Annotated in this window: 16 protein-coding genes and 1 tRNA gene; 6 read left to right on the top strand and 11 right to left on the bottom strand. The window is 66.7% G+C overall.

All coding sequences use genetic code 11. From position 1 onward, the window contains the following. Nucleotides 1–225: 225 nt before the first annotated feature. The 4 genes from PBN85_RS12380 to PBN85_RS12395 form a co-directional block, all read right to left on the bottom strand. Nucleotides 226–633 (bottom strand): hypothetical protein, encoded by a 408-nt coding sequence (locus tag PBN85_RS12380; RefSeq protein ID WP_271299197.1) that lies wholly within the window; start codon nucleotides 631–633, stop codon nucleotides 226–228. 72 nt (nucleotides 634–705) lie between these two features. Beyond that, a complete protein-coding gene (locus tag PBN85_RS12385; protein WP_271299198.1) occupies nucleotides 706–1,101 on the bottom strand; it encodes a hypothetical protein in 396 nt (131 codons plus the stop codon). An 89-nt stretch (nucleotides 1,102–1,190) separates the two neighbouring features. Beyond that, nucleotides 1,191–1,838: a hypothetical protein gene (locus PBN85_RS12390; protein WP_271299199.1), complete on the bottom strand. Its 648-nt coding sequence runs from the start codon at nucleotides 1,836–1,838 to the stop codon at nucleotides 1,191–1,193. Between the two features lie 10 nt (nucleotides 1,839–1,848). Continuing rightward, nucleotides 1,849–2,217, bottom strand: coding sequence for a hypothetical protein (locus PBN85_RS12395; protein WP_271299200.1), 369 nt, complete (start codon nucleotides 2,215–2,217; stop codon nucleotides 1,849–1,851). A gap of 719 nt (nucleotides 2,218–2,936) precedes the next feature. Between PBN85_RS12395 and PBN85_RS12400 the strand changes: the two genes are divergently transcribed. Together PBN85_RS12400 and PBN85_RS12405 are read left to right on the top strand one after the other, a co-directional pair. Continuing rightward, nucleotides 2,937–4,211: a reverse transcriptase domain-containing protein gene (locus PBN85_RS12400; RefSeq protein ID WP_271299201.1), complete on the top strand. Its 1,275-nt coding sequence runs from the start codon at nucleotides 2,937–2,939 to the stop codon at nucleotides 4,209–4,211. A gap of 332 nt (nucleotides 4,212–4,543) precedes the next feature. Next, nucleotides 4,544–5,617, top strand: coding sequence for a hypothetical protein (locus tag PBN85_RS12405; RefSeq protein ID WP_271299202.1), 1,074 nt, complete (start codon nucleotides 4,544–4,546; stop codon nucleotides 5,615–5,617). A gap of 364 nt (nucleotides 5,618–5,981) precedes the next feature. Here PBN85_RS12405 and PBN85_RS12410 read toward each other — a convergent pair. Then, nucleotides 5,982–6,057: transfer RNA gene (locus tag PBN85_RS12410), tRNA-Thr, on the bottom strand. Nucleotides 6,058–6,229: 172 nt separating this feature from the next. Between PBN85_RS12410 and PBN85_RS19010 the strand changes: the two genes are divergently transcribed. After that, nucleotides 6,230–7,114, top strand: a complete 885-nt coding sequence (locus PBN85_RS19010; RefSeq protein ID WP_443026744.1) for a PAS domain-containing protein — start codon at nucleotides 6,230–6,232, stop codon at nucleotides 7,112–7,114. A 91-nt stretch (nucleotides 7,115–7,205) separates the two neighbouring features. Beyond that, nucleotides 7,206–11,810, top strand: a complete 4,605-nt coding sequence (locus PBN85_RS12420) for an NAD-glutamate dehydrogenase domain-containing protein (RefSeq protein WP_271299203.1) — start codon at nucleotides 7,206–7,208, stop codon at nucleotides 11,808–11,810. A gap of 54 nt (nucleotides 11,811–11,864) precedes the next feature. On the opposite strand, the gene PBN85_RS12425 is transcribed toward PBN85_RS12420, so the two are convergent. The 6 genes from PBN85_RS12425 to PBN85_RS12450 all read right to left on the bottom strand — a co-directional run bounded on the left by PBN85_RS12425 (nucleotide 11,865) and on the right by PBN85_RS12450 (nucleotide 18,240). Further along, nucleotides 11,865–12,953: a PepSY-associated TM helix domain-containing protein gene (locus PBN85_RS12425; RefSeq protein WP_271299204.1), complete on the bottom strand. Its 1,089-nt coding sequence runs from the start codon at nucleotides 12,951–12,953 to the stop codon at nucleotides 11,865–11,867. Nucleotides 12,954–13,014: 61 nt separating this feature from the next. Then, on the bottom strand, nucleotides 13,015–13,698 hold the full coding sequence (locus PBN85_RS12430) for a Fe2+-dependent dioxygenase (protein ID WP_271300890.1): 684 nt from the start codon (nucleotides 13,696–13,698) through the stop codon (nucleotides 13,015–13,017). Next, on the bottom strand, nucleotides 13,692–14,381 hold the full coding sequence (locus PBN85_RS12435) for a tetratricopeptide repeat protein (protein WP_271299205.1): 690 nt from the start codon (nucleotides 14,379–14,381) through the stop codon (nucleotides 13,692–13,694). The genes PBN85_RS12430 and PBN85_RS12435 overlap by 7 nt, the downstream gene beginning before the upstream one ends. Nucleotides 14,382–14,400: 19 nt before the next feature. Continuing rightward, nucleotides 14,401–16,851, bottom strand: coding sequence for a TonB-dependent receptor (locus PBN85_RS12440; RefSeq protein ID WP_271299206.1), 2,451 nt, complete (start codon nucleotides 16,849–16,851; stop codon nucleotides 14,401–14,403). Nucleotides 16,852–16,904: 53 nt separating this feature from the next. Further along, a complete protein-coding gene (locus PBN85_RS12445) occupies nucleotides 16,905–17,180 on the bottom strand; it encodes a ribbon-helix-helix domain-containing protein (RefSeq protein ID WP_037532965.1) in 276 nt (91 codons plus the stop codon). A gap of 43 nt (nucleotides 17,181–17,223) precedes the next feature. Further along, on the bottom strand, nucleotides 17,224–18,240 hold the full coding sequence (locus PBN85_RS12450; protein ID WP_271299207.1) for a glycosyltransferase family 2 protein: 1,017 nt from the start codon (nucleotides 18,238–18,240) through the stop codon (nucleotides 17,224–17,226). 338 nt (nucleotides 18,241–18,578) lie between these two features. Between PBN85_RS12450 and sppA the strand changes: the two genes are divergently transcribed. Then, nucleotides 18,579–20,462 carry a signal peptide peptidase SppA gene (gene sppA / locus PBN85_RS12455; RefSeq protein WP_271299208.1) on the top strand — a complete coding sequence of 628 codons (1,884 nt, stop codon included), beginning with the start codon at nucleotides 18,579–18,581 and terminating at the stop codon, nucleotides 20,460–20,462. Beyond that, nucleotides 20,463–21,023, top strand: coding sequence for a GNAT family N-acetyltransferase (locus tag PBN85_RS12460; protein WP_271299209.1), 561 nt, complete (start codon nucleotides 20,463–20,465; stop codon nucleotides 21,021–21,023).

Raw genomic sequence — 21,023 nt, forward strand, 5'->3', positions numbered from 1 at the left:
CGATCATGTGCACTAGCCACTGATGTGACTGCTCGCCGGTTTGGAAGGCGGCCGACGCGCGAGCAGCGCCGGCCTTGCCGTGTTCGCCCGAGGGGATTCGGTCGGGCGGGTGTTGTGAAAAAGAAGTAATGAGGGAATAAGTTCCGCCGCGATAATCGGCTTTAGACGAGCGGCGGGGTGCGCCAGGATTGCAGGTTCACAGAAATCGCCGCCGCCGGACCCGTGTCACACTCGGTCGGGGCCGGAAGCGCTCGCGTACAGACGGCAAAAGCGCAGCAACGGCGGATCGGCTTCAGCGTGATCGCGTATCAGCAGCACGTAGGCAAAGGTCGAGCCGAACGTCATGATCATTTCGAAATAGCCGCTGTGATCTTGCAACCAGTCGTAGCCCGGTTTGAAGTCGGCGGAGCCGAAGCGGATGCCGTCAATCGGATCGACCAGCGGGGAGAACCCCACCTGCCGAACGATGTCTGCCTCTGAGTCGAACATGGGATCGACCACTAGATATTCGGTCCAATCAATAAGCTCTTCTTCGAGGGAGCCGAGGCGCTGGGCGAGAAGGCGGTGAAGCTGGGGATCGAGGTCAAGCTTCAGAGCGCGCACCATTGTGGCGCGGTCGTAGAGATGCAGCATGATTTTATCCGGACATAAAAAAAGCGCCCGAGGCGGGATGCCTGGACGCGGTTCGCTGGAGTTGTTGTTCAATCAGCCGTAACGGCGGAGCAGCGCCAGCAGGGCGGGATCAGAGTCGATACGGTCGGGGACAAGCAAAACGACGCCGAAGCCATCGTCCGAGAGGATCAGGACGGCCTCCAGCCAACAGCCGTGTCGTTCAACGTATTCGAAGCTGGGTTCGAACTCCTCTTGGCCCAGCCGAGCGCCGGTCACGAGGTTGGTCGCGAGCGGCACCCCCGCCTCGGCTTCGACCTCCCGCAAGGCATCGCCCGCCTGGACGACGATGATGTGGACGAGTTCGCCCAGATCGTACCCGTCATATTCAAGCAGCTGGTCGCGCCGGTTAGTCAGCAGACAGCGGAGCTCCGGATCGAGAAGGCAATTGAGCGTGGCCGCCATTTCGGCGTCGCTGCGGATGGAAAGCATGGGTCTTCTCCAACGAAAAAAGGCCCCCGGATTGCTCCGAGGGCCATGGTGGGTTGATAATGCCGGCGGGCGCCGGTGGTGGTTTCAGTTCATCGGTAGTCGAACGTGATGGGTGGCGCCTTGCCCTGGCGCTCGAGTATGGTTTTCAAGAATCCGCGCAGGGCACGCTCGCTGACGGGCAATACGTCGGGGCGGCGTAAGACAGCCTTCGCCAGTCTTTCCGCCTCAGGTTGAATTCGCTGCTGCAACTCCAGTAGCGCGGTCTTCTCGTCGATCAGCACGCCGCTCTCCAGGACGTCGTAAGACAGCAGCTTCACTGACGGTCGCGCGATCAGTCGCGGCTTATGCAGCGTGATTACGAGGCCATCCTCGCCGCCCGCCACCCGAAACTTGCCGGGGGCCAGCACGTAGCCGATCGGATATTCGACGTGGTATTTCACTCGTATGCGCGCCGTGGAGGCTGGGAATGGCGTGAACCGGATTGACGTCTTGAGGTCCTGATCCCGGACGATGTCGCGGGAGAGGGTCAGGGTAAGGAAGCTGGCTCTCTGCGCCACCGCCTCCTTGATCACGCTCTGGTAGTCGATCAGCCGGCGGCGGACGAGGAGGCCGTCGTTTGTGCTTTCCCCCGTCTGCCGCATTGTGATTGGATCGGCCGGTGAGCTCTTACGCGTCAGATAGAAGCCGCTCGCCGCCAGGGCGATGACGGACACGGTGATGAGCAGCTTGCTCGTCACGCCGCGCACGTCAGCGTTTCAATTTAGCTTCGGCGAACGCCCGGCAAGCCGTTCGTGCCTTGATGATGTTGCGCCCAGTCGAAACCCGGACCGATTGTTCGTTGATCTGCTCGATCTCGCGGCCCCTCCGCTTCGCTTCGTCGTAGGCGCGCGCGGTGGCGAGTTGGCGGCAGGCGGTCATGAGCGCCGAGGTTTCCGGCACGAACTGGTAGCGGCTGTAGCGCACCTCCACCGAGAAGCCGGCGGCTGTGTCCTTGATCATGAAGTGGGCGTTCTTGTCGGCGACCTCTGTCAAGGGTCGAGACACGTCGGCGGGGTGGGTGCAGGCGGCCAGCGCCAGCGCCGCGCTCAGAGCGAGCGTCTTCGTGTTAACAAGCATGGTGTTTCTCCCGGTGATGTGACGTGGACGCGCAGCATCGCGCCGACGCTGGTGTGCCGACGTGTCACGGTGTGGATGCTGTCGATGATGCCGCCCCCTAGCGGGGCGACGTGCGGCTCAGACCTTGCGCCACCCCTATGTTCCTCTCGGGGCGACGGCCGAAGCCGGATGTTGAGAACCTGATCGATGAGCAGGCGCATGCGCCTTTATCGATCGAAACCGACTGGACATGCGCGCATGCCACCCGGCCCCTGAATCAGCGACCGAGTTCATCGATTGGGGTTCTCACGCCCCGCCCCCCGGCTTTCACGGGAGGCGCAACGATCATGGAAGGCTGGCGGGCGGATCGCAATAGCCCTTTGCGCGGCGGCGATCGGGTGCCTGTCAGCCTTCCATATAAGATGGCCGGTTTTGCGTGCACCGTTTCGGACTTGGTCGCTATACAGGCGATCTCCGTTCCGCCGAAGATCATCTCACCCATCGAACACTTTGCTTCCCCCCAACCGCGGGAGCGGCTATATTGCTTGCGGCAGCGGACCCCGTCGGGGTCCCGTTACCGTAGATTGTTGTTGCGATCTCCAGTTGAGATCGGTGCCCGGATCGTCGTTATGGCGGGCGGCACTGCCCTCGGCACCATGGCGAAAGCTGGCCACCCGAATGGGATGGATCGGCTCCTAAATACCGCCGACCATGATGATTAGGGGGGTCGGCGGCAGCTAGTGAACGGACTTGAGTTATGCACCTCGATCGTCGCTCTGAGGGCGGTTTGGAAAGCTGAGCGAGCTCGATTGACAAAATCGTGTTTCGGTCCTGATCGCGTCACTGGCACAGCATTCGAACGGTCGCTCGATCGGCAACTACGGGAACTCCGATACAGGGTCTCCTCAGGATTCAAGCCGCACGGCCTGTTGGCTCTCGCAAAGCCGAAAGAGAATGGTAGCGGAAATCGCATCATCTGCGTCCCCACTGTTGCGGACAGACTTCTCCAGTTCACTATTCTCAACCAACTGCGCCCGAGGCTGCGCGCCATGGGAGTAGATAATCCAGTAGCCTTCGGGCTGGCACCAGGTCCCGAAAGAAGCGTCTTGGGGGCCCGCAAGTTCGCGTGTAGCGCGCGAAATGAACGGCCTTGGGTTTACAAGGCCGATGTCCACAAATTCTTCGACAACGTAGAAAGGTCAACGTTGCAGGACGCAGTTTCGCGCACCGTGCGGCAGCGGTCTCTTGTTCCACTCCTACACTCGTTCCTTGCAACCGAAATCGAGGACGGTGCAGAGAAAGGCTGGCGGTCGATCGTCTGGGAGGCTGGTATTCGCGGCGGCCTTGGGGTCAGGCAAGGAATGCCCCTGTCCCCCTTTTATGCGGGGGTTTACCTTAGGGACCTCGACCGCAGACTAATAAAGCGCCGGGTCCCGGTTGCACGCTACGTCGATGACATCGTCGCATTCTTTGCGTCCGAGGCAGAAGCGCGCACCTTTCACCGTTTTCTGAAGTCCGCCCTAGATGACCTCGGGTTGGCGATCGGCGAACCAGGCGCCGTAGGCTCCAAAACGATCATCTACATGCCTGATGAGCCCGCCGCATTCTTGGGAATGGAACTGAGCAGATTGGGGACTGGGTCGTATCAACTCCGAGTCCCGCCCTCGAACATAGTCAAAATTGCTGAGCGGATCGCGAGTTGCGGTAACGCCCCTGCACTTCTTGAGAGGAAGGTCGGCCTGACGACGATGGGTAACTACTTCAACTCAGTGACTAGTGGCTACTTAAACGCCTATTCTGCCGCGCAGAATCGGGACGATCTCCGTACAGCAATCCAAAACGCGGCGGCAACAGCACAGGCCAACATTCTACGCGACCTACTGGGCGCCGATCACCTACAACGGCTATCTCAGACAGACTTGAAGTTCCTGGGAGTGGATCAGGAGATCCTCCTCGGCGGCAGTCCAAAGATTTCGACTCGGAGAGCACCTGAAAACACCCGGCGCAATTCATAGTATAAAGAGCACAACCACCCTCCTCGACATCAACCGATCCCGAACCCGGCCCCGCCGCCTTCCTGGCGTCCTTCCGCTCGCGCCCGGTGAGCATGTTCTCAGCTCGTCTAGCGAGTCGGGCACGTCCGGCATCTGCGCTCTGAGGAACACGCGCGAGCCCTCCCCCTGCGGCACCGTTAGGGTGAGCTTGTCGATGTCGAACAGCGCCTTGCCTGAGCGCAGCATCTCAGTCTGTACGAAGCGGATGGGCGGTCTTCTGACTGGGTGAACCGCCTGTTGCTCGCGTGTGCGTCGGACCGAAGCCTATCTCTTTCCCAGCGATCAAACCGATATTGGTAGAGCTGATACCGCCGCGACTCGACGTCGAGGACGATTTCGAAAACCATGCTGACCTACCGGTCGTCAAAGTCGCTGCCGGTCGGGTTAAGCTTGATGAGCGGGCGAAAATCGCTGCTCGTCAGCACGTATGCTTTCGGCAGCGCCTCTCCAATCCTAAATATGTCGAGAAAAGCGCGGTGGCGGGGCACGCAGTGCGCAACCAGGCGAAAGAAAGGAATGCACACATGACCGGTAACCCGATCGCGCGTTGGGGTTTCATCTTTAGGTCGGTACGAAATTATATGTCCGACTGGGTCGACCACTGGAATAGTAACGACGTGCTTCTTTGGAAGAATGAGCCAGGACATGTCTCAACCGAGTTCACTTATGCGTCGCCGCATTTCGATCGTGCAAGAAACCAGTACGAACTCACCGACTATGCGATTTCGCTGAAGGCGGTTCTGGATGGAGCGATGATGCTCGGCGTCGGTCCGCGCGTCGGCGGTTATGACCCATTTGCCCTCGGCATGATCATCGACCTCCAAAATCAGCACAGACGGGAAGGGCCGAATGTTGGCAATGTCTTGGTCGAGGCGTTTGACCCGTCCCTTTCCAGCTTCCCGGCTGGTACCAAGATTATCAAGCGTGACCGTTATGACCCCGAGGACATGATCTTGCAGGCTCGGCAGGATCCGGTCGCGCGGGGCGTACTGAAGCACCTCGGCTTCAACGGCCCAGATTATCGTACGCTCTACTCGCTCCTCGACTGGATGGAGTCCGAAGGCTGGACCGAGGAACAAGTCGCCGCTGTGACCGAGCAGGATGCCGCCCTCGTCAACATCTTCACCGGCACCGCCAACAATGTCACGATTCTCGGACCGTTGGGGCGCCACGGCGCGACGAGATCGCATAGCGGCAAAACGCCCAAATCGATCATGACCCTCAGCGACGCCCAGGCCTTGATCCTGCCAGCGGCGAAGGCTTTTCTGCGAAGTCGGGCCGAGACATTCGACGCGACGGGCAGCTGGCCGGTCTATATCAAGCCAAAAAAGACGAAGGGCAGCGCCAAAAAGCCTTCAGCAGTTTGAAAGTGGGTAACGCGACAGACCCTTAGTATCCGCTTAAACGATCCATTTGATACATGCGGTGCCGACGCTTCCAACATCCACGAACCTGGTGCCGCGGAGAAGGTTACAGTCGGCCGCTAGTCAATCCCACCTGCTGCCGCATCTGCAGCACGGTCGTTTCCGCAGCCACAGTCGCATGTATTTACCCCCGCTCACCATCTACGTTGGAGGTTCGCGCTGTTTCGATGCGAAGGCCGGGATATAGTGACCACCGGCCGGACTGCCCATCCAAAGCCGCCCCAGCCCGGCCCCACGCTGGCGACCAAGCGAAGGCCTGTTCGCCTTAGCCGCCGCCGCTGCTATTGTGGAAGTGCCATAAAGTAGATGGTGCCGCTTACAGGACTCGAACCTGTGACCCCCGCATTACGAATGCGATGCTCTACCAGCTGAGCTAAAGCGGCACGGGGTGAAGCGACGCGAAGCGCCGTTCGAGGGTGCGCCTAACAGGTCGGATCGCGGCTGACAAGCATCGTCGCAAAGCGAAATTGCTGATCGGCGGCTTTACGACCCGTTTACCACGGAGCGTGCACAAGCGTCGCGACGGGGGCTGGCCCGGCGAAGGAAGGTATGCTCATGGGTATCGCGCGCGGCTATGAGGACGAGCGGGTCGATGGCGACGGCACGATCGATTCGGCCGTCGGCCAGGGTGGCGATGAGGGCGGCGTTGATGAAGGCGGCGTCGGCGATGCGCTGTTCGATCTCGGCGGCGACGAGCGGCGGATGCACGTGCGCGCCTACAATCACTGGGTGTCGCTGCTGAAAGGCCGCCCCTATCCCGGCATCGCCGATCTCCACCCCGAAAGCATCGACGATTTCGGGCCGCACAGCGTGCTGATCGACTTCACCGGCGGCAGCGACGATGCGACCATCGCCTTCCTCGGGCAGGCGCTGCGCGAGGAATGCGGGCTCGACACCGCCATCGTCCGCGTCGCCGACGTGCCCGGGCGCTCGCTGCTGTCGCGGCTGACCGATCACTATCTGCAGATCATCGCGAATCGCGCGCCGATCGGGTTCGAGGCGGAGTTCGTCGGCACGCGCGGCCGGACGACCCTGTATCGCGGCATCCTCATGCCCTTTTCGTCCGACGGCGACGTGATCGACTTCATCTACGGCGTGATCAACTGGAAGGAGATGGTCGACGACGCGACGCAGGCGACGCTCGACGCGGAGCTCGATGCCGCGGTGCGCGCCGCGCCGCGCCCGCCGATCGCGACGCCGGCCTGGGCGGATGGCCCGAGCGGCGGTTTCGACAGCCCGCGCGACGCCGGGGGACGCGGCCACCGCGCCCGCGCCGCGTGGCGGACGCTGCCGGCGCTCGCCTCGGTCGCACTGCCCGCGAGCGATGCCGAATTCGTCGTGCTGCTCGCACGGACGCGCGCCGACGGGACGCTCGATGTGATTCGCCGCTTCGATGATGCGGCGACGGTCGAGGCGATCGCGGACGCGACCGCCGACTGATCGCCCTGCCCGCATGAATATTGCTTGACCGCGTAATTTTTGCACTGCGGCAAGCCTTGAGGTCCGCGACCCGCGGGAGCATAGGCGATTCATGGCCGACCATAATCAGACCATGGCCGAGGCGCTTGCCGCCCGGCTGACCAAGGGCGCGCTACCGGGAGAGCTGACGGGCTTCGGCGATGCCGAACGCGCCGCCGCCGCCGCGTTCGTCGCGCAGACCGCCGCGCAGCGCCTGCCGGGCACACCGGCGATCGCGCTCGAACCGCTGCCGTCGGACGACGTCCGCCGCCGGATGCGACTCGCGATCGTCAACGACGACATGCCCTTCCTGGTCGATTCGATCGCAGCGTCGATCGGCGAGCAGGACCTCGACATCGATCGCGTCATCCACCCGGTGGTGCGGGTGACGCGCGACGCCGATGGCGTGATGACCGATATCGGCGGTGCCGGCGCACCCGAATCGATGATCTATATCGAGCTGGAACGCGCCGACGCGCGCGACCGGCGCGGGCTGGTCGAGGAGCTGACCGCGGTGCTCGCCGACGTGCGGGCGGCGGTGACCGACTGGCCGCTGCTCCAGCGCGCGATGGCGCGCGACGAGGCGGCGTTGCCGCAGGGCGAAGGCGCGGCGCTGCTGCAATGGTTCCTCGACGGCCAGTTCACGCTGCTCGGCCATCAACTGTGGCGGCGCGACGGCAGCGCCGGTGACGCGCTCGGCATCGCCCGCCATCCGCACCAGACGCCGATGCTCGCCGAGGCGAGCCGCGCGCTGGCGATCGAATGGTTCGAGGCAGGCAATGACGCGCCGCTGCTGCTCAAGTCGAGCCTGATCTCGACGGTGCATCGCGCCGTGCCGCTCGATCTGGTGATCGTGCCGATCGGCAGCGACGGCACGGTCGAAGGCCTGTCGATCCATGCCGGACTGTGGACCAGCGCCGCGCTCAGCGTGCGGCCGCGCGACGTGCCGGTGCTGCGCGCCCGACTCGCCGCGCTCGAGGCGAAATTCGGCTTCGATCCCAAGGGGCATACCGGCAAGGCGCTGACCCATGCGCTGACCGCGCTGCCGCACGACCTCGTCGTCGCTTTCCCGGCGCCGGCGCTGGAAGAGGTGGTGCTGACCGCGATGAGCCTCGCCGACCGGCCGCGGCCGGCGCTGGTGCTGGTGCGATCGGCGCTGGGGCGGCACATGTTCGCCTTCGCCTGGCTGCCGCGCGACGACCTGACCACCGCGCGTCGCGTGCAGATCGCGCAGATGCTGAGCGAGGCGTCGAACGGCGTCGTGCTCAATTGGTCGATCAGCCTCGACGACGGCGTCGTCGCCCTGCTGCGCTATACGATCGACCTGCGCGGCGACGGCCGCATGCCGGAGACCGAGCCGCTCGCCGAGCGCCTGCGCCGGATGGTGCGCGGCTGGGTGTCGGACGTCGAGGCGGCGCTGGCCGAGCAATTGCCCGCGGCGCGTGCGGCGCGGCTGGCGCTGCGCTGGGCCAATGCCTTCCCCGCCAATTACCGCAACGTCAGCACCGCGAGCGAGGCCGCCGCCGACATCCTGCGCATCGCGACGCTCGACGATCCCGCGGCGCGCTCGGTGCGCATCTTCCCGGCGGTGCCCGGTGAGGACCGGCGGCTCAAGATCTACAAGCTCGGCGGCGCGCTCGCGCTGTCCGACGCGGTGCCGGTGCTGGAGAATTTCGGCTTCCGCGTGATCGGCGAACTGCCGACGCGGCTGCGCGAGGACGCCAATACCTTCGTCCACGAATTCGTCGTCGAGATCGACGCGACCGCCGAGGCGCAGGACGCCGCGGTGCTGGAGGGCGCGATCGCCGCGGCGCTGGAAGGCGCGGCGGAAAACGACGCGTTCAACCGGCTGATCGTCGATGTCGGGCTGGCGCCGCAATCGGTGGTGCTGCTGCGCGCCTGGTTCCGCTATCTGCGGCAGGCGGGGCTGCCCTATGGCCTGACCACGGTGGTCGATGCGTTGCGGCGGGCGCCCAAGCTGACCAAGGCGCTGATCGCCCGCTTCGCCGCGGCGCATGACCCGGCCGTTGCCGGCGACGTCGCCGCGGCGGACGAGGTGATCGAGCGCGGACTCGATGCGGTGTCGGCGATCGACGACGATCGCATCCTGCGCGCCTATCGCAACCTGATCGCCGCCTGCCTGCGTACCAATGCCTTCGCTCCCGCCGCGGCAGAAGCGCTGGCGTTCAAGCTCGACAGCCACCTCATCCCCGGCCTGCCCGCGCCGGTGCCGTGGCGCGAGGTCTGGATCTATTCGCCGCGCGTCGAGGGCATCCATCTGCGCGCCGGCCCGGTCGCGCGCGGCGGCCTGCGCTGGTCCGACCGGCGCGACGATTTCCGCACCGAGATTCTCGGGCTGATGAAGGCGCAGCGCGTCAAGAACGCCGTCATCGTGCCGACCGGCGCCAAGGGCGGTTTCTATCCCAAGCAGCTCCCCTCCCCCGCGCTCGACCGCGACGCGTGGCTGGCCGAGGGGACGGAGAGCTATCGGATCTTCATCCGCTCTTTGCTGTCGATCACCGACAATATCGTCGAAGGCCGCGTCGTCCATCCGGCCGGCGTCCGCGTGCTCGACGGCGAGGACCCCTATTTCGTCGTCGCCGCCGACAAGGGCACCGCGACGTTCAGCGACGTCGCCAATGCGCTGGCGCTGGAGCGCGACTTCTGGCTCGGCGACGCCTTCGCGAGCGGCGGCAGCGTCGGCTACGATCATAAGGCGATGGGCATCACCGCCAAGGGTGCCTGGGTTTCGGTCCAGCGGCATTTCGCCGAACGTGGCGTCGACGTGCAGAGCCAGCCGATCACCGTCGTCGGCTGCGGCGACATGTCGGGCGACGTGTTCGGCAACGGCATGCTGCTGTCCAAGGCGTTGAAGATCGTCGCGGCGTTCGACCATCGCCATATCTTCCTCGATCCCGATCCCGATCCGGCGGCGAGCTGGGAGGAGCGTGCGCGCATGTTCGCGCTGCCGCGGTCGAGCTGGGCGGATTATGACGCGGCGCTGATCAGCGAAGGCGGCGGCGTCTGGGCGCGCAGCGAAAAGGTGATCAAGCTGTCGCCGCAGGTCCAGGCGGCGCTCGGCGTCACCGCGACGCAGCTGGATCCGGCCGCGCTCATTTCTGCGATCCTCAAGGCCCCTGCCGACCTGCTCTGGTTCGGCGGCATCGGCACCTATGTGAAGGCGGCGGCGGAGAATAACGTCGCGGTCGGCGATCCGGCCAACGACCGGTTGCGCGTCAATGCCGAGGAATTGCGCGTCACCGCGATCGGCGAGGGCGCCAATCTGGGCGTGACGCAGGCGGCACGCATCGCCTTCTCGACCCGCGGCGGGCGGATCAACACCGACTTCATCGACAATTCGGCCGGCGTCGATTGTTCGGACAATGAGGTCAACATCAAGATCGCGCTCAACCGCGAGATGAACGAAGGCCGGCTCGGCTTCGAGGAGCGCAACACGCTGCTCGCCAGCATGACCGACGATGTCGCGCACCTCGTACTCGAGGACAATCGCCTGCAGACGCTGGCGCTGTCGATCGCCGAGGCGGACGGTGCGGCGGCGATCCCGAGCTACGTCCGCGTCATCGAGATCTTCGAAGCCAGCGGCCGGCTCGACCGCGCCGTCGAAGGGCTCGCCGCCAACGAGGATCTGCTGCGCCGTGGCCAGGAGGGCCAGGGCCTGACGCGTCCGGAGCTCGCGGTGCTGCTCGCCACCGCCAAGCTGGCGTTGCAGGACGGGATCGAACATGCGTCGCTGGCGATGGCGCCCGAACTCGCGCCCTATCTGCACGGCGCCTTCCCGCCGGCGATGCAGCGCGACTTCGCGCAGGCGATCGACGCGCACCGGCTGCGCGGGCAGATCGTCGCGACCAAGCTCGCCAACCGCATCGTCAACCGGCTCGGCATCCTGTCGCCGTTCGAACTCGCCGAAGAAGAGGGCGCGGCGATTGCCGACATTGCGGCGATGTTCGTCGTCGCCGAACGCATCTTCGGGCTCGACGCCTTGTGGGCGGAGATCGAACGCGCCGCGATCAGCGAGGGCGCGCGCATCGCGCTGTTCAACGAGGTGGCGGTGGCGACGCGTTCGCATATCGCCGATCTGCTGCGCGCGTCGGCGCCGGGAACCTTGCCGGGGGCGGTGCTCGACCGGCTCGGCAGCGGCGTCGCGCAGCTCGAACGGCAGACCGCCTCGCTGCTGCTCGAGGAAGCCAGTGCGCAGAGCGCGCGCATCGCCGCCCAGCTGGAAGCGGCAGGTGCCCCGACCGATCTCGCGCAGCGGGTGGTGCGCCTGTTCGACCTCGACGGCGCGGTCGGTCTGGCGGCATTGGGCGAACAGCTCGGTTTCGACGAGATCGAACTGACGCGGGCGTTCACGCATCTCGGTCAGGCGCTCGGGCTCGACTGGGCGCAGGCGACCGCGGCGCGGATCGTGTCGAGCGATCCGTGGGAGCGGCTGCTGCTCGCCGGCCTCGCCCGCGATTTCCAGCAGCAACGGCTGGAGTTCCTCGCCCGCAACGGCGGCGGCGATCCGCGCGGCGCGGTCACCGCCTGGCTCACCGCCAATGCGGCGCGTGTCGGCCAGTTCAAGGCGGTGATCGATCGCGCCCGCCATGCGGCACAGCCCAATGCGGCGATGCTCGCGCAGATCGCGGGTCAGGCGCGGGTGCTGCTCGGGCGCTGACGCTGATCCAAAGGGGGCTTCCGCGACCGGTTTCGATCGCGGAAGTCCCCTTCGTCACCGCGGCGCGGTGCGACCGCCGCGAGCCGAGGCGGCCTTGCTGCGCCATTCGCGGGCGCGCCACCACATGATGATCCCGGTCACCGCCAGCACCGCCGGTGCGATGCCGCCGAGGAAGATCACGATCTGCCAGACGATCCCCATCCCGCCGCCGTCGTGGAGGCGACGCATCGTCCGCGCCAGCCCGCCCGGCCGCCGCGCCGGCGCCGCGACCGCGACGCCATTGTCGTCGGCGATCTTGACCACCTGTCCGTTCGCGTAGGTCACCGTCCAGTCGGCGCTGGCGCTGGTCGGCCAGGCGATGCTGCGCAATGCGCCGCGCCGGACGCTGGCCGCCCGCGCCACGACGAGGTCGAGCGGCTGGCCCGGTTCGGCGAGCGGCACCGCGCGCTGGCCGCCGCGATCCGGCCCGCCGCGACCGCCGCCGAACACGCCGGGGAAGCTGATCCACACGCCGGTCAACGACAGGACGAACAGCGGCAGGGCGATCCAGAAGCCGATCATATGGTGGAGATTGCTGTCGGTATTGCGATGCCGCCGCCAGCGCAGGCCGCGCGACCATGATCCGACCGTCGGCCACCACAGCCACAGGCCGGTCATGCTCGACAGCAGCATCGCGACGCCGATCCAGCCGACGATGGTGCGGCCGAGGCCGGGTATCTGCAAGCTGCCGTGGAGGATGTGGAGAAAGCGCACCAACCCCGCCTGGCTGCCCGCGACGTCGAGTACGCGCGCGGTCGGCGGATCGAGGTAGATCATCGTCCGCGGCGGCGGGCCGCGGCGGCCGGGATCGGCGCTCGCCGGCGCGGCGGCGACCGTGATCGGGCCATGCCCCTCCGGCAGGCTGAGCTGCGCGATCCGCTCGCCCGGCCTGAGCGCCGCGCGCGCTGCGTCGGCATAGACGTCGGGGGTGCGCTGCGTCGTCCCGCTGATCTGGTAGCGCGCCGGATTGACGATCCGGTCGAGCGTGTCGTGCCAGACCAGGGCCGCGCCGGAGAGCGACAGCGGGATGATCAGGATCGCGAGGATCAGCCCGATCCATTTGTGGATCTGGAACCACGTCCTGCGCCAGGCCAGTTTCGTCATCGCTTGCTCCACCAGGGGTCGGGCGCGGCGTGGCATGGCGCCCCGCGCACGGTCAACCGGCTCAGACCTGCGCCCAGCGGCGCAGGAGATTGTGATAGACGCCGGTCAGTTGCACCACCGCCGGGTCCCCTGCCCCGAGCGACGCCGCCGCCGCCTGCACGCCCGCGTCGAGATCGAACAACAGCCGCCGCGCGCCATCGTCGCGCACCATCGATTCGATCCAGAAGAAGGACGCGACGCGGCAGCCGCGCGTCACCGGCGTGACATGATGCAGGCTGGAGGCGGGATAGACGACGCAATGCCCGGCGGGCAGCTTGACGCGCTGCGGACCGAAGCGATCCTCGATCACCAGCTCGCCGCCGTCGTAATCGGCGGGGTCGCTGAGGAAGAGGGTCGCGGACAGATCGGCGCGGATGCGGAAATCGCTGCCGCGCCGGATGCGGATCGCGGCATCGACATGCGTCGCGAAGGTCGCGCCCTCGGCATAGCGGTTGAACAGCGGCGGAAAGACCTTGAGCGGCAGCGCCGCGGCGACGAACAGCGGCGCGGCGGCAAGCGCATCGAGGATCAGCGCGCCGCTTTCGCGCGCCGCCGGACTGTCTTCGGGCAATTGCTCGTTGCGCTTGGCGAGCGCCGACTGATGGCCCGAGGTCGCATTGCCGTCGATCCACTCGGCCGCGTCGATCCGCGCGCGCAGACGGGCGACCGCGGCGGCGTCGAGCAGATCGGGGATGGCGATCAGCATGGCCATGCCCGTGCCACCGCCGCGGGGCCACGGCTGCGCAGCGCCGGATAGGGGCAGTCCGCCAGCCAGCCGCGCATCTGCGCGACGAAGCGCGCATGGCCCGTCGCCGTCGCGCGTTCGATCCAGAGAAGGGCCTCATCCATCCGGCCTGCTTGTGCCAGCATCCGTGCGTGGTTGAAACAGCCTCGGAAATCACCGCCGGCGGCGGCGCGACGGTAGCAGTCCGCGGCCTTGGCCATGTCCTGCGGATGGACCCAGCCGTCCTCGGCGAAGCTGCCGACGAAGTTGATCGCCTTGGCATTGCCCAGGGCCGCCGCGCGTTCGAGCCAGCCGAGCGCCGCCGGCCGATCCGCGTCGACACCCTCGCCGAGCGCGAGCAGGGTTGCGTAATTGTACATCGCCCAGTCGAGCCCGCGTTCGGCGGCGACACGATAGCAGGCCGCGGCGCGCGCCTTGTCGACCGCCGTGCCCCAGCCGAGATCGTAGCAGCGCCCGACCATGTTGAGCGCCATCAGATGCTGCTGCGCCGCCGCGCGGGTGAACCAGGCGAGCGCCGCGCCCTCGTCCCTATCGACGCCATTGCCGTCGAGCAGCAGCTGGCCGAGCATCGCCTGTGCCTCGGCCAGCCCCGCCACCGCCGCGCGGCGGATCAAGGCGGCATCCGCTGCGGTGATCGCGGTCACAGCCGCACGCCGCGAAGCATCAGAACCGCAGCCCGAGCGTGCCGAACACCGTCCGCCCCGCCGCGACCTGCGCGAAATGCGTGGTGTAGAGCTGCGTGTAATAGACCTTGTCGGTCAGGTTCTGCGCGTTGACGCTGATGTCGACCCGATCGGTCAGCTTGACGCTGGCGCGGGCGTCGAACCGCCAATAGGCCGGCGCCTCGCGCACGACGAGCTTGGTCGCGACCAGCCGCGTCGCGCTGCGGTCGTCGGAATAGCCGGCGATCTGCCTGCCCATATAGATGGCGGTGCCGCCGAGCTCAAGCCGGTGCCACAGGCTGACGTTGCTGGTCGCGGTGAAGCTGTTGCGCGTCGTCTGCGGCATCTGCCGGCCGGTGTTGACCGAAGGGACGGCGACGGTGCCGAATACCGTCGACCCGCCGTCGATCACCTTCGGGTCGAGATGCGTATAGCCGCCGAACACCGTCCAGCCCGGAAGGATCGTGCCGGTCGCGCCGAGTTCGATGCCGCGGATGCGCGATTCGCCGATGAATTCGACGGTGTTGTTGGGACCGGTAACGCGGGCATTGTCGATCTGCGTCTGGAAGGCGGCGGCGGTGAGCAGCAGCTTCTCGCCGAGCAGCGTCGCCTTGGCGCCGACCTCATAGGATTTGGTCTTCTGCGGCTTGAGCAGGTCGAGGATCGCCGCGGTCTGCGCCGTGGTCGGCAGCGCATTGTCCTCGCGCCCCTCGCCGAGCAGGCTGTTGGGCGGCGTCGCCGCGGTGGCGTAGCTGGCGTAGAGGCTGGTGTCGGGCGTCGGCTTGAAGACCAGGCCCGCCTGCCAATTGAACAGTCTGTCGGTCCGCCGGAACCGCACCCCCGCGGTGCCGGGCAGCCGCGTCGTCGAGGCGAACCGATCGTAGCGCGCGCCGAGGTTGAGGATCAGCTGCGGCACGAGCGTGATCGAATCGAACGCATAGAGCGCCCGCGTATTGGCGTCGTTCTGCGTCTCGCCGGCAAGGCCGATGCGCGCGACCGGCAGAACGTTGGTCGCGGTGTCGCTGGCATAAGCGACCCAGGGGTCGTTGGGATCGGGCGAGAACAGCGTCGTGCAATAGCTCCGCGCGAGCGTGGCGGTGTTGCAGCGCGGCGTGATCGTGCTGCCCGAGGCGAGGATCGCCGTCCCGGCCGCGTTGAACAGACCCGGCGTCACATAGGTGCCGCGTCGCGCCTGCTCCCAGCTCAGCTCCGCGCCCGCAGCGACGCTATGCACGATGCTGCCGGTGTGGAACTGGCCGTAGAGGTCGGTCTGATTGACGATGCTCTGGGTATAGCCGTAGCGCGTGTTGGTGCGGCGCCAGACGTAGCCGCCGCTGGTGCGATCGCCGCGCAGCCCGGCCGCGCCGGTCGTCGGATCGGACGCCGCGGTGCCATAGACGTTGCCCTGGCTGTCGTCGGGCATCGACATGATGTAATTCTGCTCGCTGCGGGTAAAGCGCGCGGTGTTGCGCAGCGTGATCCCGCCGAAGTCGTGTTCGGCACGCAGCGTCGCCTGATGCGTGGAGCTGTCGCGGAAGTCGCGGCCGGTCAGCCCGTAGAAGACCGACCGGTCGACATAGCCCGTGGTGCCGCCCGCGGTGGTGATCGTGCCAAGCGCCGGGCGCGAGGCGATCGTCCCCGTCCCAGGCGCATTGCCGATCGTGTAGAGATAGGGGATGCCCGCATCGGGCAGCTCGTGGCTTTCCAGATAATAATAGCTCACCGTCAGCCGCGTTGGCGTGCCGAGCCCGAGCGACAGCGACGGCGCGACACCCCAGCGGCGCGCATAGAGCGCATCGCGACCGGCGATATCCTGATCATGCCACAGCCCTTCGATCCGGAACGCCGCCATCGCGCCGAGCCGCAGATTGACGTCGGCGGTGACGCGCTTGAAGTCGGCATTGCCATAGCTGCCGGAGATGCTGCCGAAGTCGTCGAGTTGCGGCAGCTTGGAGATGATGTTGATCGTGCCGCCCGCCGAACCGCGACCGCCGAGCGTCGAATCGGAGCCGCGGACGATCTGGATCGTCTCGGTGGCGAAGACTTCGCGGCTTTGCGCGCCGAGGTCGCGGACGCCGTCGACATAGATGCTGCCCTGCGTATCGAAGCCGCGGATGAACGGCCGGTCGCCGAGCGGATTGCCGCCCTCCGCCGCGCCGAAGGTGATGCCCGGCACGGTGCGCAGGGCATCCTGCAGGCTGACCGATCCGGTCTGCTGGATCACCTCCTTGGGAATGAGCACAATCGAGCGCGGCGTATCGAGCACCGGCGCGACCGCCTTCGGATCGTCGCTGCGCCGGAGGCGCTCGCCGGTGACGAGGATGTCGTCGTCGCGGCGCTGGTCGGGATCGCCGGCGACCGGCGTCCTGGGCAGATCGTCCGCATAGGCGGGCAAGGTATGGAACGCTCCGACACATGACAGAGCCAGAAACGAGACCGACGATTTCGACATGAAGCCCCCTTATTTCGGGAGCTCGCTATTGAGAGTCGTTCGCACTGTCAACGTTAATGCGTGGCATTCTCAACATTGGCGCTGCCGGCGAAGGCGAACAGCCAGGTCCGCAACGCGCTGGCCAGATTGGGCGGATCGTTGGCGGCGATGCGCAGCACGTCGATCTCGGCGACCAGCGCCGACAGCGGCAGCGCGCGCGCCTGCGCCGCCGTCTCGAGCGCCGTCCAGAAGACGGGCTCGAGACTGATCGAGGTCGGGTGGCCGGCGATCGTCATCGATCGTTTGACGGGCCCGTCGAACCCGGACGGCGGCGGCTGGATCGGCGGCATAGCGCCTTGTCGCGCGACCGCCCGCCACCGGCAAGCCCCCGCCTCAGGCGGGCTGGCCGACCGCGGCGCACAGCTGTTCGAGCAGCCGCCGCGATTCGCGCACCTCGGTCTCCAGCGTGGTCAGGCGACCGTCGAGATGATGGTCGTTGCCGGACAATTCGCGGTGCGAGGCGATCTGGATCGACTGGACCTGGCCACGGACATGCTCCGCGTTCTTCAGCAGATTGACGACGAGCCCGAGCTGGGTCGGATCGCGATCGAACAGCGCGCGCAACAGGCCGTTGCGATAGAGGATGTCATAAGTGTGATAGATCGGCTGCCATTCGGTGATGGTGTTGGCGTAATCGCCGGCATCCGCCGTGATGCGCAGGTGATAATTGGCCAGCGCGTCGGGCAGCAGCGCGATGTCGGCGATCTGCAGGCCGCGCATGATCAGATCCCAGTCGTCGTAGATCGGCAGATGCGGATTGAGGAAGCCGATATGATTGACGACGTTGCGCCGCCACAGCAGCGCGATCGGCGGAATGCGCGGCGTCCGGATGACTTCGAGGAAGTCGAGCACGGTGCCGTCATAGCCGTCGACCAACGCCTCGCGCAGTTCGACATGGCTGCCGTCGAACACCTCGCCGATCTTGTTCCATTTGGTCAGCACGCCGCCGAAACGGCGGTTCTCCGGCGCGAGCAGATGGCCGGTGCAGCGGGCCAGATAGGTCTCGTCCCAGCTGTCGTCGTCGTCATGCGCCGCAACGAAGGCGGCGGTACCGAGCGTCATGCCACGATTGGCCGCGGCGGCCATGCCGAGGCTGTCCGGATGATGCACGACGGTGACGCGGCCGGCGAGCTCGTCGGCGAAAGTGGCGACGAGCTGGTCGACCGGCGCGGGATCGCCGCCGTCGTTGATCAGGTACAGGTTCCACTGGCGATGCTGTTGATTGACGACGCTGCTCAGCGCGCGGCCGAGCAGCGCCGGACGGTTCTTGGTGCGCATGACGATGTCGACGCTGTCATCGCTGCGATCGTCGCGCAGCTTCGCCATGCTGTTGGGGAAGATATGGGTCATGGACGTGGCCGGATCCTTCGAACGGGTCTCCGTATCATAGGAACGAGAGTGCCGTTGCACGTCGCGCCCTGCACAATTGGCCGCCGGGCGGCGTCGATGGCATGCCAGGCATCAGGAGAGTGCCTCGGACGGCAAGCTTCGCTCGATCGCCCGTCACGGATCACCCAGAGGCGTGACGCGCCAGCACCGCCGCGACGCGGAACAGGGAGATCCTCCCCCGCCACTCCTTCCGCATGATAGCGGCACCCGCCGCCACTCCTGTATTGCCACGCTAATACGGACCGTTGCGTGCCGCCTCCGGCTGTTCTAGCGCTGGTCGGCAACACAAGGAGCATCGGGTGAAGCTGGTTCGGGGCGCATGGAAGCTGCTGGTGGCGATCAAGGACGGATTGGTCCTGATCGCGATGCTGTTGTTCTTCGGCCTGCTGTTCGCGGCGCTCAACGCGCGGCCGGGATCGAAGGCGATCGTCCCGGGCGCGCTGGTGCTCGACCTCAAGGGGACGATCGTCGAACAGCCGGAGGAGCAGACGCCGTTCGCCGCCTTCTCGGGCCGGGCGATGCCGCGCGAATATCGCGCGCGCGACGTGCTGCGCGCGATCGACACGGCGCGCACCGATGACCGCGTCAAGGCGCTGGTGCTCGACCTCGACAGCTTCGCCGGCGGCTATCCCGCGACGCTCAACGAGGTGGCCGAGGCGATCCGCCGCTTCCGCGACACCAAGAAGCCGGTGCTCGCTTATGCCACCGCTTATACCGACGCGGGCTATCGCCTCGCCGCCAATGCCAGCGAAATCTGGGTCAATCCGCTCGGCGGCACGATCTTCACCGGGCCGGGCGGCAACCAGCTCTACTATAAGGGGCTGATCGACAAGCTCGGCGTCACCACGCACGTCTATCGCGTCGGCAAGTTCAAGAGCTTCGTCGAACCCTATACCCGCGCCGACCAGAGCCCGGAGGCACGCGAGGCGAGCCAGCAGCTGCTCGGCGCCTTGTTCGGCCAGTGGCGCGAGGCGATCGCCAAGGCGCGGCCCAAGGCGCAGGTCGCGCAATTCCTCGCCAGCCCCGACCGGATGATCGTCGCCGCCAACGGCGATATCGCCAAGGCCAATCTGTCCGCCGGCATCGTCGACATGCTCGGCGACCGCATCGCCTTCGGCCGCCGCGTCGCCACTTTGGTCGGCAGCGATACGAACAAGCCCGTCGGCACTTTCAACACGATCAAATATGATGCCTGGGTCGGCGCCAATCCGCTCGCCAGGACCGGTGACAATATCGGCGTGGTGACGATCGCCGGCGACATCGTCGACGGCGAAGGCGGCCCCGGCAGCGCGCACGGCGACACGATCGCCAAGCTGATCCTCGACGGGCTCGCCAAGAAGAACCTCAAGGCGCTGGTCGTGCGCGTCGATTCGCCGGGCGGATCGGTGCTCGCCTCCGAGCGTATCCGCCTCGCCATCCTGGAGGCGAAGAAGAAGGGGCTGCCGGTCGTCGTGTCGATGGGCGGGCTCGCCGCATCGGGCGGCTATTGGGTGTCGACGCCGGGCGACGTGATCTTCGCCGAGCCGGGGACGATCACCGGCTCGATCGGCATCTTCGGCATCATCCCGACCTTCGAGAAGACGCTCGCCAAGATCGGCATCACCGCCGACGGGGTGAAATCGACGCCGCTGTCGGGCCAGCCCGACGTCTATGCCGGCACCACGCCGCAGCTCGACACCATCCTGCAGGCGGGGATCGAGAACGGCTATCGCCAATTCCTCGCACGCGTCGCCCAATCGCGCGGCATGACGCCGCAGCGCGTCGACGCGATCGCGCAGGGCCGGGTGTGGGACGGCGGCACGGCGCGCCAGCTCCACCTCGTCGACCGGTTCGGCACCCTGCAGGACGCGGTCGGCGAGGCGGCGAAACGTGCCAAGCTCGATCCGGCCAAGGTCCATGCCGAATATCTCGAGAAGGAGCCGAGCGTCGCGGCACAGCTCGCCGCGAGCTTCGCCGATCGCGACGACGACGACGCGACCGAGCAGGCCGGCGGCGACGTCTTCGCGCGGATCGCGGCGGAGCGGCGCGGGCTGCTCGCCCAGGCGATCGGCGACGTGCGCCGGCTGGCGAGCGCCGGATCGGTCCAGGCGCGCTGCCTCGAATGCGGCGGGCTCGGGCCGAGCGACAGCGGCGCGGCGGATGCGCGGCTGCTCGACCTGATCCTCGCCCGCGTCGGGCTGTAGATGATCGCGCTGCGACCGGCGACGGGCGACGATGCCGCGGCGATCGCGGCGATCTATGCCCCGCACGTCCTCGCCGGCACCGTGTCGTTCGAGGTCGAGGCGCCCGATCCGCACACGATGCAGGCGCGGATGGCGCGCGCCGACGGGCTCTATCCGTGGATCGTCGCGACCACCGGCGCGGATCAGGGCGGCGTGCTCGGCTATGCCTATGCCACGCGCTTCTCGGAACGCGATGCCTATCGCTGGGCGGTCGAAACGACCATCTACGTCGCCGATGTCGCGCAGCGGCAGGGCGTCGGCCGGCTGCTCTACCAGGGGCTGATCCACACGCTGCGCGCGCAGGGCTTCACCCAGGCGATCGCGCGCATCGCCCTGCCCAACAATGCCTCGATCACCTTGCACGAGCAGGTCGGCTTCCGCCGCGCCGGCGTGTTCCGCGCGATCGGGCACAAGCACGGCCAGTGGATCGATGTCGGCTATTGGCAATGCATGCTCGCCGAGCCCGCCTCGCCCCCGCTCGAACCGCGCCGTTTCACCGACATCGGCGTCCGCCGCAGCTGA

The organism is Sphingomonas sp. CV7422 (genome assembly GCF_027945725.1).
GTDB classification, from domain to species: Bacteria; Pseudomonadota; Alphaproteobacteria; order Sphingomonadales; family Sphingomonadaceae; genus Sphingomonas; species Sphingomonas kyungheensis.